Source organism: Geodermatophilus sp. SYSU D01045 (assembly GCF_054050295.1).
The window spans coordinates 223529-239089 of record NZ_JBJGZB010000002.1; the positions used below are offsets into that span (position 1 = coordinate 223529).

A 15561-nucleotide genomic window follows, 5' to 3' on the forward strand; every position below is an offset into this window, starting at 1 on the left:
CGACCGAGGACACGGGCCGAGGGGTCACCTTCGACCGGCACATGGTGCTGGAGCAGCTCGGCGGCTGGCGCGGCATGGTCGACGCGACCCTGCCCACGCTGGCCTTCATCGTCGCCAACGCGATCGGCGACCTGCGCACCGGGATCTGGGCCGCGATCGGCGCCGCCGTCCTGATCCTGCTCGTCCGGCTGGTCCGCCGGGAGAGCGTGCAGCAGGCGTTCAGCGGCCTGTTCGGCGTCGCGGTGGCGGTCGCCATCGCCGCCGCCTCGGGGCAGGCGCGCAACTACTTCGTGCCGGGCATCATCCGCAACGCCGTCATCGGCGTGGTGCTGCTGGGCTCGGTGCCGCTGCGCTGGCCGCTGGTCGGCGTGGTCGCCGAGTGGCTCGCGCCGAGCCACCTGGGGTCGATGGCCGCGCACTCGCTGCCCGGCCTGCGCCGCCGCGTCGACAGCGCCCGCGCCCGGCTGCACCACCAGCCGCCCCCGCCGGAGCCCGCGCCCGAGCAGTCGGGGCGCCCGGTGGACCCGGAGCCCGAGCGGCACTGGCGCGACGACCCGCGGATGGTGCGCGCCTACGGCTGGCTGACCGTCGTCTGGGCGCTGACGTTCCTGCTGCGCGTCGCCGTGCAGACGCCGCTCTACCTCGCCGACGAGGAGGACCTGCTCGGCGTCGCCTCGCTCGTCCTCGGCCTGCCGGTGACCGCCGCCGCCCTCGCGCTCACCCTATGGGTCGTCGCCCGCCTGCACCGCCACCGCGTGGAGACGGACGCCGGCAGCTCCTAGCCGGCGGCGCCTAGAGAGCAGTCGGGGAGAGGACCTGCTGCAGCTGCTCCTCGACGTCGGCGTGCGTGACGAACAGCAGCTCGTCGCCCACCTCGAGCGGCTCGTCCGGGGTGGGCGTGATGACCCGGTCGCCGCGCAGCATCGCCGTCAGCACCGTCTCGCGCGGCAGCGGCACCTCGCGCAGCGGCCGGCCGGCCCACGGGGTGTTCTCGGCGAGGGTGATCTCGACCAGGTTGGCCGCGCCCTTGCGGAAGCTCATCAGCCGGACGACGTCGCCGACGGTCACCGCCTCCTCGACCAGCGCGGCGAGCACCCGCGGGGTGGAGACGGCGACGTCGACGCCCCAGGCCTCCGTGTAGAGCCACTCGTTGCGCGGGTCCTTGACCCGGGCGACGACGCGGTTGACCGCGAACTCGGTCTTGGCCAGCAGCGAGACGACGAGGTTGGCCTTGTCGTCGCCGGTGGCCGCGACGACGACGTCGCAGGTGGCCAGCTGGGCCTCCTCGAGCGAGGAGACCTCGCAGGCGTCGGCCTGGACCCACTCCGCGCCCGGCACCGCGCGGGTGCGGACCTTGCGGCCGTCCTTCTCGATGAGCATCACGGTGTGCCCGTTGTTGAGCAGCTCCCCGGCGATGGAGCGGCCGACCGCCCCGGCGCCCACGATGGCCACGCGCATCAGGCCCTGCTCCCCTCGGGGTGCTCGACCGTCTGGTGCACGCGGTCGGAGATCTCGTCGGTGGCCGCGACGACGAGCTGGTCGCCGTCCTGCAGCACGGTGGAGGAGGTGGGCAGCTGCGCCTCCCCGAAGCGGACCAGCCAGGCGGCCCGGGCGCCGGAGGCGGCCTCGAGCTCGGAGAGCTTGCGGCCCACCCAGCCGTCGGTGACGGTCACCCGCATCAGCAGCACCCGGCCGGTGGGCTCCCGCCAGATCTCGCTGACCTTCACCGACAGCAGCTCGCGCAGCAGCCGGTTCACCGTCCACGGCACGGTGGCGACGCTCGGGATGCCCATCCGCTCGAACACCTCGGCGCGCTTGGAGTCGTAGATCCGGGCGACGACGTGCTGGACGCCGAAGGTCTCCCGCGCCACGCGCGCGCTGATGATGTTCGAGTTGTCGCCGCTGCTGACCGCGGCGAAGGCGCCGGCGGAGTCGATGCCGGCGTCGAGGAGCACCTGCCGGTCGAAGCCCAGGCCGGTCACCTGCCGGCCGGTGAACTCGGGCCCGAGCCGGCGGAAGGCCTCCGGGTCCTGGTCGATCACCGCGACGCTGTGGCCGATCTGCTCCAGCCGTCGCGCGATGGCCGAGCCGACACGGCCGCAGCCCATGACGACCACGTGCACGTGTCGCTCCCGGATGCCTCGCACGGGCGCCGTCCGCCCGCGGTCCAGGGCGCGAAGCTACACCCGTGCGCGGGCGGTCCGGGGGTGCGCCCGGACGGCGTGCCCCCTCCGGGCGGGGCGCCCGACGCGGGACGGCACCGGGTGCCCCCGCGTCCGTACCATCGCCGCCGTGCCCAAGCTGTCCGACCTCGGACAACTCCCCAAACGGCTCGTCGTCGGCCGGCCGGTCCGCAGCGACCGTGCGGGGGAGTCCCTGCTCCCGAAGTCCCTGGCCCTGCCGATCTTCGCCAGCGACCCGCTCTCCTCCGTGGCCTACGCCACCCAGGAGATCCTGATCGTCCTGACGCTGGCCGGCACCGCGTTCCTGTTCCTCGCGCCGTGGCTGGCCGTCGTCGTCGTGCTGCTGCTGGTGACCGTCGTGCTGTCCTACCGCCAGGTGGTGCACGCCTATCCCTCGGGCGGCGGCGACTACGAGGTCGCGATGAAGAACCACGGCCAGTTCGCCGGGCTGACCGTCGCCAGCGCGCTGCTGGTCGACTACGTGCTCACCGTGGCCGTGTCCGTGTCGGCGGGCACCGACAACATCATCTCGGCGTTCCCCGCGCTCAACGAGCACCGCGTGCTCATCGCCGTCGGGCTGGTCGCGCTGCTGGCGGCGACCAACCTGCGCGGGGTGCGGGAGTCGGGCAAGACCTTCGCCGTCCCGACGTACCTGTTCGTCGCCGGGATCATGGTCATGATCGTCACCGGGCTGATCCGGGACTTCTTCACCGACTCCCCGGTCATCGCCGAGAGCGCCGGCTGGTCGGTGCTGCCCGAGGCGGGCTACGACGACCTCGGCGGCGTCGCGCTGGTGTTCTTCGCGCTGCGCGCCTTCGCCTCCGGGTGCACCGCGCTGACCGGCGTCGAGGCCATCGCCAACGGCGTCCCGGCGTTCCGCCCGCCGAAGTCGAGGAACGCCGCGACGACGCTCGCGCTCATGGGCGGGATCGCCGCGACCATGTTCGCCGGCGTCACCGCGCTCGCCCTGTTCGGCGACGTCCGCTACGCCGAGAACACCTGCGACCTCATCGGCTTCCCGGGCGACTGCGAGACCGACCCCCAGCGCACGGTCATCGCCCAGCTCGCCGCGGCCACCTTCGGCGGCGACCAGTCGGTCGGCTTCTTCTACATCCAGGCGGCCACCGCGCTGGTGCTCGTCCTCGCCGCCAACACCGCCTTCAACGGCTTCCCGCTGCTGGGCTCGGTGCTCGCGCAGGACCGGTTCCTGCCCCGCCAGCTGCACACCCGCGGCGACAAGCTCGTCTACAGCAACGGCATCCTGCTGCTGGCCGGCTTCGCGGCGCTGCTGATCCTCGCCTTCGAGGCCGACCCGAACCGGCTGATCCAGATGTACATCGTCGGGGTCTTCACCAGCTTCTCGATCGGCCAGTGGGGCATGGTCCGGCACTGGAACCGGGAGATCCGGCTGTCGGGCGACGCGGCCGAGAAGCGGCGGATGCGCCGCTCCCAGGTGATCAACACCATCGGCGGCAGCCTCACTACCGTCGTCCTGCTGATCATCGTGGTCACGAAGTTCACCCGCGGCGCGTACCTGGTCATCCTCGTGATGCCGGTGCTGTTCCTGCTCATGAAGGCGATCAACCGGCACTACTCGCACGTCGCCGAGCAGCTGGTCCCCGACACCGACGCCCGCCTGCTGCCCAGCAAGGTGCACGCGATCGTGCTGGTGTCCAAGGTGCACAAGCCGACGCTGCGGGCGCTGGCCTTCGCCCGCGCCACCCGCCCCGACGAGCTCACCGCGCTGACGGTCAACGTCGACCCGGGCGACACCCGCTCGCTGCAGGCGGACTGGGAGCGCTACGACGTCCCGGTGCCGCTGACGGTGCTCGAGTCGCCGTACCGGGAGATCACCCGGCCGGTCGTCGACTACGTCAAGGGCATCCGCCGGGACAGCCCGCGCGAGCTGGTCATCGTGTTCGTGCCGCAGTACGTCGTCGGCCACTGGTGGGAGAACGTGCTGCACAACCAGAGCGCACTGCGGCTGCGCGCCCGGCTGCAGTTCCAGCCCGGCGTCATGATCACGACGGTGCCGTGGCAGCTGGAGAGCTCCATCGGCCGCGGCGACGAGGACGACCGCCGCGCCGGCCCCATGCCCGGCGACCTGCGCCGCGGCCTCACCGACGACCAGGTCGAGGCCACGCCGTATGGATAGGCGGCGCACTCCCCGGCGGGCGGCCCCGCCGCCCCGGCCCGACCGGGGCGCCGGCTGGACCGGCCGGGAGTTCGAGGTGACCGTCGGCCCGGTCGCGCACGGCGGGCACTGCGTGGCCCGGCACGAGGGCCGGGTGGTGTTCGTCCGGCACGCGCTGCCCGGAGAGCGGGTGGTCGTCCGGGTCACCGAGGACCGCCAGCCCGGGTACTGCCGCGCCGACGCCGTCGAGGTGCTCGAGGCCGCGCCCGACCGGGTGGAGCGGCCCTGCCCGCACAGCGGCCCGGGGCGCTGCGGCGGCTGCGACTGGCAGCACGTCTCCTGGGAGGGTCAGCGGCGGCTCAAGGCCGACGTCGTCCGCGAGCAGCTCACCCGGCTCGGTGGGCTGGACGCCGCCGACCCGGTGCTGGCCGGGCTCACCGTCGAGGCGTTGCCCGGCGGGCCGCTGCGCTGGCGGTCGCGGGCGCGGTTCGCCGTCGGCCGGGACGGGGCGCCCGGGCTGCGCCGGCACCGCTCGCACGACGTGCACGTCCTCGACGACTGCCCGATCACCGTCGAGCCGGCCGCGCGGGCGGTGCTGTCGCGGCGCTGGCCGGGCGCCGGGGCGGTGGACGTCGCCGTCGACTCGGCGGGCACGGTGACCACCACGCGGCTGGACCGCCGCGGCGTGCCGACGTCGACCCGCGTCCTGCGGCCGGGCGACGACGTCCCCGCCGAGCCGGCCGGGCGGGCCGGGCGGCACGCCGCCGGACGGGACTGGGAGGTCGAGGGCACCGGCTTCTGGCAGGTGCACGAGTCGGCCGCCGACGCGCTCGTGGGCGCGGTGTCCGCGCTGGCCGGCGTGCGGCCGGGGGAGACCGTGCTCGACCTGTACGCCGGCGCCGGCCTGTTCGGCGGCGCCCTGGCGCCCGGGGTGGGGGAGTCCGGCCGGGTGGTGTGCGTGGAGGCCGACGCCGACGCGTGCGCCGCGGCGGAGGTCAACCTGGGCGACCTGCCGCAGGCCGAGGTGTGGCAGGGCGAGGTGGACGCCGACGGGCTCACCGGGCTGCTCGACGAGCTCGGCGGCGTCCCCGACGTCGTGGTGCTCGACCCGCCGCGTGCCGGGGCCGGCGCCGCGGTGAGCCGGGTGCTGGCCGGCACCGGGGCGCGCGCCGTCGTCTACGTCGCCTGCGACCCGGCGTCGCTGGGCCGCGACGTCGCCGCCTTCGCCGGCGCGGGGTACCGCCCGGCCGCCCTGCGCGCCTTCGACGCCTTCCCGATGACCGCGCACGTGGAGTGCGTCGCCCTGCTGGTGCCGGGCGACTGATCCGGGGCCTTCGTTACGGTGCTCTCCGTGACCACCTGGGAGTACGCCTCGGTCATCACGGCCAACGACACCGAGTCGCAGCGCGCAGGGGTGAGCGTCAAGCTGCCCGGCGGCTCACTGGAGCGGCAGCAGGGGGACACCAGCTCGGTGCTCAACCGGCTCGGCGGCGAGGGCTGGGAGCTGGTCAGCTACCACTCCAGCGGCGCGGGCACCTGGGGCTTCGAGCAGTTCTGGCTGAAGCGCCAGAAGGACTGAGAGGGACCCCCTGCCCCCCGCCACTCACGGGCTCGCGGCGGGACCCTGCAGGGGGCCGGGGGCGTCGGTGATCACGACCGGGTGACGACGGCGCGCCCCCGGTCGAACACGTGTTCGACCTGCGGCAGGATGCCGGTCGTGGGTGCGAGCGTCCCTCCGGGCTGGCCGGAGCAGGTGCGGCCCCCGGGCGCGCCCGACTGGGAGCGCTCCGCGGTGGCCTGGCTGTTCGACCTCGTCCCGCCCGACTACCGCGCCCACGCGGTGCTGCGCCGCTACCCGCTGCTGCTCGCGCGGTTCGCCGGCGACCACGTCGCGGCCGGCCTGGAGGCGGCGCGGGCGGGCTGGCGCACGGTGCGCGTCGAGCTGGCCGACCACCTGCCGCCGGACGCCATCGAGGCCGCCGTCGCCGCCTACGAGCGGGAGGGCGCGCGGCTGGCCGCGGCGGCGCGCGGCGTCGAGGTGGTCGCCGGGGCGCTGCGCGGCGAAGTCTGGGTCCCCCGCCTGTAGAGCGGCACCCGGGGGCCCGGTCGTCGTCCGCGGGCCCCCGGGGCCCTAGCCGGTCAGCCGGTCGGCCTCCCGGAGCGCGACCGCCAGCGCGCCGAGCACCTCCGCGCGGGCCCCGAGGGAGCCGGGGACCACGGTCAGCTGCTCGGCCGCGGCGGGGATGGCGGACTGCTCGAGCGCCCGCCGCAGCGGGTCGACGAGCAGGTCGCCGGCCGTGCCCAGCTCGCCGCCGACGACGATGCGGTCGGGGTTGAGCACGTTGACCAGGCCGCCGAGCACGAAGCCGACCGAGGACCCGGCGTCGGCGATCAGCCGCCGGCAGGCCTGGTCGCCGTCCTGGGCGCCGGCCACCAGCGACCGCAGGTCGGTGTAGTGGGGGGCGGCGGTCTGGACGGCCCGCAGCAGGGCGGTGCCGCCGGCGGTGAGCTCCAGGCAGCCGCGGTTGCCGCAGCGGCACAGCGGGCCGGTCGGGTCCAGGCTCACGTGGCCCATCTCGCCGGCGGTGCCGGTGACGCCGCGCAGCAGGTCGCCGTCGATGACCAGCGCGCCGCCGACGCCGGTGGCCATCTTCAGGTAGAGGGTGGCGCGCGAGCCGCGGCCGGCGCCCCAGCGGACCTCGGCGACGGCGCCCAGGTTGGCGTCGTTCTCCACGATGACCGGGACGCCGAGCCGCTCCTGCAGCGCCGGCGCCGGCGTCCGGCCCGACCAGGTCGGCAGGATGTTCGACCGCGCCACGGTGCCGCGCGCGCTCGCCGCCCGGCCGACCACCGGCGTCGGCAGGCCGACCACCGCGCCGGCGACGTCCTCGGTGCACGCGCCGGCCCGCCGCAGCTCGGCCCGCACCTGTCCCGCCACGGTGTCGAGGACCGCGTCGGAGTCCAGGTCGGCGACCGGCAGCGTGGTGGTCTCCTCGCCGACGATCTCGTGCGAGAGGTCGGCCACCGCGACCCGGACGTGGGTGCGCCCGATGTCGACCCCGACGACGACACCGGCCCGCCGGGTCAGGTGCACCAGCCGCGCGGGCCGGCCGCCGGTCTCGACCGCCCCCGCGTCGTCGGCGGGAGCCACCAGGCCGCGGTCGACGAGGTCGGCCACGTAGCCGGACACCGTGGCGCGGGAGAGCCCGGTCCGCTCCACCAGCTGCGCCCGCGTCGAGGGGCCGCTCACCCGCAGCGCCTCGACCAGCCGCCGCGAGGGGCCCGTGACATCGGGCAGCCACGGGCGGGGGTCCATGCCGGGCATCGTGCGAGCGCGCCCGCGTTCTGTCAATCACCGACGGAAGGGAGCCGCATCGGCCGGGTGAGCGGGGTGCGGCGTGTCGAGGGTGACGGAACCGTCCCGTCTCGGGTCCGGCTCGACAGGAGGTCCGCGCCGCCGCGCGACTACAGTGGGTCGGCGGCCGTCGGAGGGCCGTGCCCCGCCGCCGACAGAGAGGACACCGCCGCCCCGTGTCGCTCCTGCGCTCGCTCCGCGACCCCGCAGACCTCCGGGCCCTGCCCCCCGAGCAGCTGCCCGCGCTGGCCGCGGAGATCCGTGACGCACTGGTCACCAGCGTCGCCCGCACCGGCGGCCACCTCGGGCCGAACCTCGGCACCGTCGAGCTCACCATCGCGCTGCACCGGGTCTTCGAGTCCCCGCACGAGCCGATCGTGTTCGACACGGGTCACCAGGCCTACGTGCACAAGATGCTGACCGGCCGGGTCGAGGGCTTCGACCGGCTGCGCCAGCGCGGCGGGCTGTCGGGCTACCCGAGCCGCACCGAGAGCGAGCACGACTGGGTCGAGAACAGCCACGCCTCGACCGCGCTGTCCTACGCCGACGGGCTGGCCAAGGCCTTCGCCGTCCGCGGTGACAAGCGCCCCGTCGTCGCCGTGGTCGGCGACGGCGCGCTGACCGGCGGTATGGCCTGGGAGGCGCTCAACAACATCGCCGCCGCCCAGGACCGGCCGGTGGTCATCGTCGTCAACGACAACGGCCGCTCCTACTCGCCGACCATCGGCGGCGTCGCCGACGCGCTGGCGGGCCTGCGGCTGCGGCCGGGCTACGAGCAGGCGCTGCTGGCCATCCGTCAGGCCCTGCACAAGGCCCCGGTCGTCGGCTCCGCGCTCTACGACGCGCTGCACGGCCTCAAGAAGGGCGTCAAGGACGTCCTGGCGCCGCAGGGCATGTTCGAGGACCTCGGCCTCAAGTACGTCGGCCCGGTCGACGGGCACGACGTCGAGGTCCTGGAGTCCGCGCTGCGCCGGGCGCGGTCGTTCGGCCGCCCGGTGATCGTGCACGCGGTCACCACCAAGGGCTTCGGCTACCCGCCGGCCGAGACCGACCAGATCGACGCCTGGCACGCCACCGGCGTCTTCGACCCCGACAGCGGCGCCAGCCCGGCGGTCGCCCGCGACTGGACGACGGCGTTCTCCGACGAGCTGGTGCGCATCGGCGCCGAGCGGGCCGACGTCGTCGCGGTGACCGCGGCGATGCTGCACCCGACCGGTCTGGCCGCCTTCGCCGAGCGCTTCCCCGAGCGGACCTACGACGTCGGGATCGCCGAGCAGCACGCGCTCACCAGCGCGGCCGGCATGGCGATGGGCGGGCTGCACCCGGTCGTGGCGGTCTACGCGACCTTCCTCAACCGGGCCTTCGACCAGCTGCTCATGGACGTCGCGCTGCACCGCCAGCCGGTCACCGTCGTCCTCGACCGGGCCGGGGTCACCGGCACCGACGGCGCCTCGCACAACGGCATGTGGGACATGTCGATCTGCTCGGTCGTGCCGGGGCTGCACATGGCCGCGCCGCGCGACGAGCCGACCCTGCGCGAGGCGCTGCGCGAGGCGGTCGCCGTCACCGACGCGCCGACCGTCGTCCGCTTCCCCAAGGGGCCGCCGCCGCTGGACATCCCGGCCCTGGAGCGGCGCGGCCCGGTCGACGTGCTGCGGCGCGGGGAACGCGAGGTGCTGCTGGTCGCCGTCGGCGCGATGGTGCCGATGTGCCTGGCCGCCGCGGAGCGGGCCGCCGACCACGGCATCGAGGTGACGGTGGTCGACCCGCGCTGGGTGCTCCCGGTCTCCGACGAGCTCGTCGAGATGGCCGCCGCGCACCGGCTGGTCGTCACCGTGGAGGACGGCGGCCGGGCCGGCGGCGTCGGCACGACGCTGTCGCAGGCGCTGCAGGACCGGCAGCACGACGTCCCGGTGCGCGCGCTGGGCCTGCCGCAGGCGTTCCTCGAGCACGGCAGCCGGGGCCAGGTGCTGGCCGACTGCGGCCTGACCGAGCAGGACGTCGCCCGCCGGATCGCCGAGTGGACCGCGGTGCTCACCGAGCGGGCCGAGCAGCAGCTGACCGCCGAGCCCGTGGACGGCGCCCAGCAGTAGCCGGAGGAGACCCGTCCTCACCAGCGGCACCTCGCACGTCGAGGTCGCCTCGGTCGACCGCACCATCGAGAGCCTCACCCGCGAGTTCCGCTGACCCGTCGGGCACCACGGCGCGAGGTCCGGGCGCCGCACCGGAGACGACAGACGGCCCGGGCCCCGTGCGGGGGCCCGGGCCGTCTGTCGTCAGCGCCCTCAGGCGGGGAGGCCGGCCACCCCGCGCGGCAGGAACCGCTGGCCGGTCACCTTCTCCGAGACGCCGGTGCGGTCGAGGTACGCGGAGATCCCACCGAGCCAGAACGGCCAGCCGGCGCCCAGCACCATGCACAGGTCGATGTCCTGCACGGCCTGGACGACGCCCTCGTCGAGCATCAGCCGGATCTCCTGGGCCAGCGCCCGCACGGCGCGGTCGCGGACCTCGTCCTCGGTCAGCGGCGCGTCGCCCGCGTCGATGCCGGCGAGGTCGGGGTCGACGACGCCGGGCTCGGACCAGACGCTGGTCTTGCCCAGCTCGACCATCCTCCGCAGCCCCTCGCCGACGGCGAACCGGTCGGGGAAGGCCTCGTGCATCCGCTCGGCCACGTGCAGGGCGACCGGCGGGCCGACCAGCGTGAGCAGCTCGAACGGCGTCATCGGCAGGCCCAGCGGGTCCAGCGCCCGGTCGGCGACGGCCACCGGCGTGCCCTGCTCGACGGCCGCGGTGACCTCGCCGAGGAAGCGGGTGAGCAACCGGTTGACGACGAACGCCGGGGCGTCGGCGACCAGCACGCAGGACTTCTTCAGCGCCTTGCCGACGGCGAAGGCGGTGGCGAGGGTCGCGTCGTCGGTCTGCTCGGCGCGCACGACCTCCAGCAGCGGCAGGACCGCCACCGGGTTGAAGAAGTGCAGGCCGACCACGCGCTCGGGGTGCTCGAGCTTGGAGGCCATCTCCGTCACCGACAGCGCCGAGGTGTTGGTGGCGAGCACGCACTCGGGGGAGACGACGGCCTCCACCTCGGCGAACACCTGCTGCTTGACCGACATCTCCTCGAACACGGCCTCGACGACGAGGTCGGCGTCGGCGAAGACGGCCTTGTCCAGCGCGCCGGTGACCAGGCCCGTGAGCCGGTTCAGCTCGTCGGGGGAGAGCCGGCCGCGGGCGGCGAGCTTCTCCAGCTCGCCGTGCACGTAGCCGACGCCCTTGTCCACGCGGGCCTGGTCGACGTCGGTGAGGACGACGGGCACCTCGAGCCGGCGCACGAACAGCAGCGCCAGCTGCGAGGCCATGAGCCCCGCACCGACGACGCCGACCTTGGTGACCTTCCGCGCCAGGCCCTTGTCCGGCGCGCCGGCCGGCCGCTTGGCGCGCTTGTTGACCAGGTCGAACGAGTAGAGCGAGGCGCGCAGCTCGTCGCTCATGAGCAGGTCGGTGAGCGCCTGGTCCTCGGCGGCGGTGCCGGCGGTGAACGCCTCGCCCTCGACGCCGTTGCGGGCCAGGTCGAGGAGCTCGACGGCGCGCAGCGCGCCGGGGGAGGCGTTGCGGGTGCGCGCGGCCACGATGCCGCGGGCCCGCTCGATCGCGGCGTCCCAGCCGGACCGGTCGACCTCGGGCCGGGACACCGTGACGTCGCCGGTGAGGACGGCGGCGGCCCACTCCAGCGACCGCTCGAGGAAGTCGGCGGGCTCGAACAGCGCGTCGGCGATCCCCAGTTTCGCCGCCCGCGGGCCGGAGGTGACCTTGTTCTGCGCCAGCGCGTTCTCGACGATCACGGTGACCGCCGGGTCGATGCCGATCAGGTCCGGCAGCAGCTGCGTGCCGCCCCAGCCGGGCACCAGCCCGAGGAAGACCTCGGGGAAGGCGACGACGGCGGTGCTCGCGATCGTCCGGTAGGTGCAGTGCAGCGCCAGCTCCAGGCCGCCGCCGAGCGCCGCGCCGTTGACGAACGCGAACGTCGGGACGCCGGCGTCCTTGAGCCGCCGGAACACCCGGTGGCCGGTCTCGGCGATCTCGCGCGCGGCCTCGGCGGAGGTCACCGACGGGACTCCGGACAGGTCCGCGCCCACGGCGAAGACGAACGGCTTGCCGGTCACGCCGATCGCCACGGGGGCGGGGGAGTGGGCGGCGATCTCGTCCAGCGCCGCGTCCAGGGACGCGAGCCCGCCGGGACCGAAGGTGGACGGCCGGGTGTGGTCGTGCCCGTTGTCGATCGTGATCAGAGCGACCTCGCCGGCCAGGCCCGGCACCCGCACGTACCGCACCCTGGCGGTGGTCACGACCTCGTTCTCGAAGACGGCGGTCACTTGCACTCCTCGCTGGCGCTCGTCGGCTGCGTGACCGCAGGTGCTGTGCTCATCGGTTCGCTCGCGAGCTCGCTCACTTGGCCGCACCCTCCCAGTCGGTGTTCTCCCAGATGACGGTGGCGCCCATGCCCAGGCCCACGCACATGGCGGTCAGGCCGTACCGGACGTCGGGGCGCTCGGCGAACTGCCGCGACAGCTGGGTCATCAGGCGGACGCCGGAGGAGGCCAGCGGGTGGCCGACGGCGATGGCACCGCCCCAGGGGTTGACCCGCTCGTCGTCGTCGGCGATGCCGAAGTGGTCGAGGAAGGCCAGCACCTGGACGGCGAAGGCCTCGTTGAGCTCGAACAGCCCGATGTCCCCGATGGTCAGGCCGGTGCGGGCCAGTGCGCGCTCGGTCGAGGGGACCGGCCCGACGCCCATCACCTCGGGCTCGACGCCGGCGAAGCCGTAGCCGACCAGCCGCATGCCGGCGGTCAGGCCCAGCTCCGCGGCGACGTCCTCGGCGGCGAGGATGCAGCCGGTGGCGCCGTCGTTGAGGCCCGCGGCGTTGCCGGCGGTCACGTGCCCGTGCGAGCGGAACGGCGTCTTGAGCGTCGCCAGGCCCTCGAGGGTGGTGTTCGGCCGCGGGGGCTCGTCGGCGGTGGCCAGGCCCCAGCCGTGCTCGGCCGAGCGGGTCGCGACCGGCACCAGCTCCGGGCCGATCTGCCCGTTGGCGACGGCCTTGGCGTACTTCTGCTGGCTGGCCAGGGCGAACGCGTCGGCGCGCTCCTTCGTCAGGTGCGGGAAGCGGTCGTGCAGGTTCTCCGCGGTGGAGCCCATGACCAGCGCCGAGCTGTCGACGAGCTTCTCGCTGAAGAACCGCGGGTTCGGGTCGGCGCCCTCGCCCATCGGGTGGCGGCCCATGTGCTCGACCCCGCCGGCGATGGCGACGTCGTAGGCGCCGAAGGCGATGCCCGAGGCGGTGGTGGTGACGGCGGTCATCGCGCCGGCGCACATCCGGTCGATCGCGTAGCCGGGGACCGACTTCGGCAGCCCGGCGAGCAGCGCGGCGGTGCGGCCGATGGTCAGGCCCTGGTCGCCGATCTGGGTGGTGGCGGCGATGGCCACCTCGTCGACCCGGTCGGCCGGCAGCGCCGGGTTGCGGCGCAGGAGCTCGCGGATCACGCGCACGACCAGGTCGTCGGCGCGCGTCTCCGCGTAGACGCCCTTCGGGCCGGCCTTGCCGAAGGGGGTGCGCACGCCGTCGACGAAGACGACCTCACGCAGCGAGCGGGACATGGGACCTCCGCAGCAGGGGGAGCCGGCCCGGGCACGGGGACGGCGCAGGTGAAGTTACCGGTCGGTAACCGCTGCTGCGACGGCGACCCGCTCCCCGGAGGGCACCGGGGTGCGGGAGGCTCACCCGCACGGAGGTCACGGTCCGGCAACGCCACCGACCCGGGCTTGCCACCCGTGTGACCCGGGGCGCATATTGGCCGCCGCACTTCTGCAGATTCCCGACGGAACGGTGGACCCATCCATGGCGCGACGGCGCACCACGATGACGGCCCTGGCGGCCGCCCTGGTCTTCAGCCTCGCTGCGTGTGGCAGCGACAGCGGTGACAGCGGCGACAGCGGCAGCGGCGGCGGCGGTGGCGGCGAGGCCGCCGGCAAGGTCGGCGTGATCCTCCCCGACACCGAGTCCTCGGTGCGGTGGGAGAACTTCGACCGCCCCTACCTCGAGGCGGCCTTCGAGGAGGCCGGCGTCGAGTACGACATCCAGAACGCCGAGGGCGACGCCCAGCGGCAGGCGACCATCGCCGAGCAGATGATCACCGAGGGCGCCACCGTCCTCGCGATCGTCAACCTCGACTCGGCCTCCGGTGCGCAGATCCAGGAGCAGGCGGCCGCCGAGGGCGTCCAGACGATCGACTACGACCGGCTCACCCTCGGTGGCTCGGCGGAGTACTACGTCTCCTTCGACAACACCGAGGTCGGGCGTCTGCAGGGCCAGGGCCTGCAGCAGTGCCTCGAGGCCAACGGCGTCGCGCAGGGCAACATCGCGTTCCTCAACGGCTCGCCGGACGACAACAACGCGACGCTGTTCTCGGCGGGCGCCCACGAGGTGCTCGACCCGCTGACGCAGTACACGCAGGTCGCCGAGCAGGCCGTGCCCGACTGGGACAACCAGGAGGCCGCGACGATCTTCGAGCAGATGTACACCCAGGCCGGCGGCAACATCCAGGGCGTGGTCGCGGCCAACGACGGTCTCGCCAACTCGGTGATCCAGATCCTCGGCCGCAACAACGCCGCGGGCGCGTCCAACGTCACCGGCCAGGACGCCTCCGTCGAGGGTCTCCAGAACATCCTCGCCGGCGACCAGTGCATGACCGTCTACAAGTCGGTCCGCGAGGAGGCCAACGCGCTGGCCGAGCTGGCCGTCTCGCTGCTCAACGGCGAGGAGGGCGAGACCACCGGCACCGTCGAGGACACCGAGGGCGGCCGCGAGGTCCCGTCGGTCCTGCTGACCCCGGTCTCGATCTTCCGCGACAACGTCAAGGACGTCGTGGACGACGAGTTCGTCAGCGCCGAGGAGCTGTGCACCGGCGACTTCGCCGCCGCGTGCCAGGAGCTCGGCATCTCGTAGTGGTCACCGGCCGCCGGGGCGCCCATGATGGGACGCCCCGGCGGCTGCTGCCTCAGCCCCACCAGCGCGACGAGAGGCCCGGTGTGTCCGCTCCCACCGACCGTCCCCAGGACGGCACCCCCACCCTGGAACTCCGCGGCGTCAACAAGAGCTTCGGTGCCATCCAGGTCCTGCACGACGTGCACATGAAGGTCTACCCCGGACAGGTCACCGCGCTCGTCGGCGACAACGGGGCGGGCAAGAGCACGCTCATCAAGTCCATCGCCGGCATCCACGCCATCGACTCCGGCGAGTTCCTCTTCGAGGGCCGGCCGGTCACGGTCAGCGGGCCGCGCGAGGCCGCCGCCCTCGGCATCGAGGTCGTCTACCAGGACCTCGCCCTGGCCGACAACCTCGACGTCGTCCAGAACATGTTCCTCGGGCGCGAGCGCAAGAGCGGCATGCTCCTCGACGAGACGTCCATGGAGGTCGCCGCCCGGGAGACCCTCAGCAAGCTCTCCGTCCGGACCCTCAAGTCCGTGCGCCAACTGGTCTCCAGCCTCTCCGGCGGTCAGCGCCAGACGGTCGCCATCGCCAAGGCCGTGCTCTGGGAGTCCAAGCTCGTCATCCTCGACGAGCCGACCGCCGCCCTCGGCGTCGCGCAGACCCGGCAGGTGCTCGACCTGGTCCGGCGGCTGGCCGACACCGGCCACGCCGTGGTCTTCATCAGCCACAACATGGTCGACGTCTTCGAGGTGGCCGACCGCGTCGCCGCCCTGTACCTGGGCCGGATGGCGGCCGACGTGCCGATCTCGCAGGTCGACCGCCCCCAGGTGATCGAGCTCATCACGGCGGGCCGGTCGGGCAACCTGGGCATCGCACCCGCCGACGCCGCGGCCGTGGAGGTCTGACC

Annotated in this window: 13 protein-coding genes; 8 read left to right on the forward strand and 5 right to left on the reverse strand. The window is 74.3% G+C overall.

The genetic code is table 11. The annotated features are described in order from the left end of the window. Positions 1-41: 41 nt before the first annotated feature. Complete coding sequence (locus tag ACI798_RS02860; protein ID WP_457047179.1) at positions 42-782, forward strand: DUF3159 domain-containing protein; 741 nt, start codon at positions 42-44, stop codon at positions 780-782. A 10-nt stretch (positions 783-792) separates the two neighbouring features. Here ACI798_RS02860 and ACI798_RS02865 read toward each other — a convergent pair whose 3' ends face one another. Both ACI798_RS02865 and ACI798_RS02870 read right to left on the reverse strand, forming a co-directional pair. Then, complete coding sequence (locus ACI798_RS02865; RefSeq protein WP_387990860.1) at positions 793-1458, reverse strand: potassium channel family protein; 666 nt, start codon at positions 1456-1458, stop codon at positions 793-795. Beyond that, positions 1458-2123, reverse strand: a complete 666-nt coding sequence (locus tag ACI798_RS02870; RefSeq protein ID WP_456939803.1) for a potassium channel family protein — start codon at positions 2121-2123, stop codon at positions 1458-1460. Before ACI798_RS02870 ends, ACI798_RS02865 begins: the two co-directional genes overlap by 1 nt. Before the next feature lie 169 nt (positions 2124-2292). Between ACI798_RS02870 and ACI798_RS02875 the strand changes: the two genes are divergently transcribed. The 4 genes from ACI798_RS02875 to ACI798_RS02890 all read left to right on the forward strand — a co-directional run bounded on the left by ACI798_RS02875 (position 2293) and on the right by ACI798_RS02890 (position 6403). Beyond that, positions 2293-4338, forward strand: coding sequence for an APC family permease (locus tag ACI798_RS02875; RefSeq protein WP_456939804.1), 2046 nt, complete (start codon positions 2293-2295; stop codon positions 4336-4338). Next, on the forward strand, positions 4331-5641 hold the full coding sequence (locus ACI798_RS02880) for a class I SAM-dependent RNA methyltransferase (protein ID WP_457047180.1): 1311 nt from the start codon (positions 4331-4333) through the stop codon (positions 5639-5641). Before ACI798_RS02875 ends, ACI798_RS02880 begins: the two co-directional genes overlap by 8 nt. A gap of 27 nt (positions 5642-5668) precedes the next feature. Beyond that, entirely contained in the window at positions 5669-5896 is a 228-nt protein-coding gene (locus tag ACI798_RS02885) for a DUF4177 domain-containing protein (RefSeq protein ID WP_456939806.1), read from the forward strand. A gap of 129 nt (positions 5897-6025) precedes the next feature. Next, positions 6026-6403, forward strand: a complete 378-nt coding sequence (locus ACI798_RS02890) for a hypothetical protein (protein WP_456939807.1) — start codon at positions 6026-6028, stop codon at positions 6401-6403. A gap of 45 nt (positions 6404-6448) precedes the next feature. On the opposite strand, the gene ACI798_RS02895 is transcribed toward ACI798_RS02890, so the two are convergent. Next, positions 6449-7633: an ROK family protein gene (locus ACI798_RS02895; protein WP_456939808.1), complete on the reverse strand. Its 1185-nt coding sequence runs from the start codon at positions 7631-7633 to the stop codon at positions 6449-6451. Between the two features lie 215 nt (positions 7634-7848). Here ACI798_RS02895 and dxs point away from each other — a divergent pair, with 215 nt between their 5' ends. Continuing rightward, complete coding sequence (gene dxs, locus ACI798_RS02900; RefSeq protein WP_456939809.1) at positions 7849-9765, forward strand: 1-deoxy-D-xylulose-5-phosphate synthase; 1917 nt, start codon at positions 7849-7851, stop codon at positions 9763-9765. A gap of 192 nt (positions 9766-9957) precedes the next feature. Here the strand turns inward: dxs and ACI798_RS02905 are convergent, their stop codons facing one another. After that, positions 9958-12042: a 3-hydroxyacyl-CoA dehydrogenase NAD-binding domain-containing protein gene (locus tag ACI798_RS02905; protein ID WP_457047181.1), complete on the reverse strand. Its 2085-nt coding sequence runs from the start codon at positions 12040-12042 to the stop codon at positions 9958-9960. Between the two features lie 73 nt (positions 12043-12115). Continuing rightward, entirely contained in the window at positions 12116-13321 is a 1206-nt protein-coding gene (locus ACI798_RS02910) for a thiolase family protein (protein ID WP_457047182.1), read from the reverse strand. Between the two features lie 241 nt (positions 13322-13562). On the opposite strand from ACI798_RS02910, the gene ACI798_RS02915 reads away from it, so the two are divergent. Both ACI798_RS02915 and ACI798_RS02920 read left to right on the forward strand, forming a co-directional pair. Then, the gene (locus ACI798_RS02915) at positions 13563-14669 is read left to right on the forward strand and encodes a sugar ABC transporter substrate-binding protein (protein WP_457047183.1); all 1107 of its coding nucleotides are present in this window, start codon (positions 13563-13565) and stop codon (positions 14667-14669) included. Positions 14670-14752: 83 nt separating this feature from the next. Continuing rightward, complete coding sequence (locus ACI798_RS02920) at positions 14753-15559, forward strand: ATP-binding cassette domain-containing protein (protein ID WP_456939813.1); 807 nt, start codon at positions 14753-14755, stop codon at positions 15557-15559. The last annotated feature ends 2 nt before the right edge of the window (positions 15560-15561 follow it).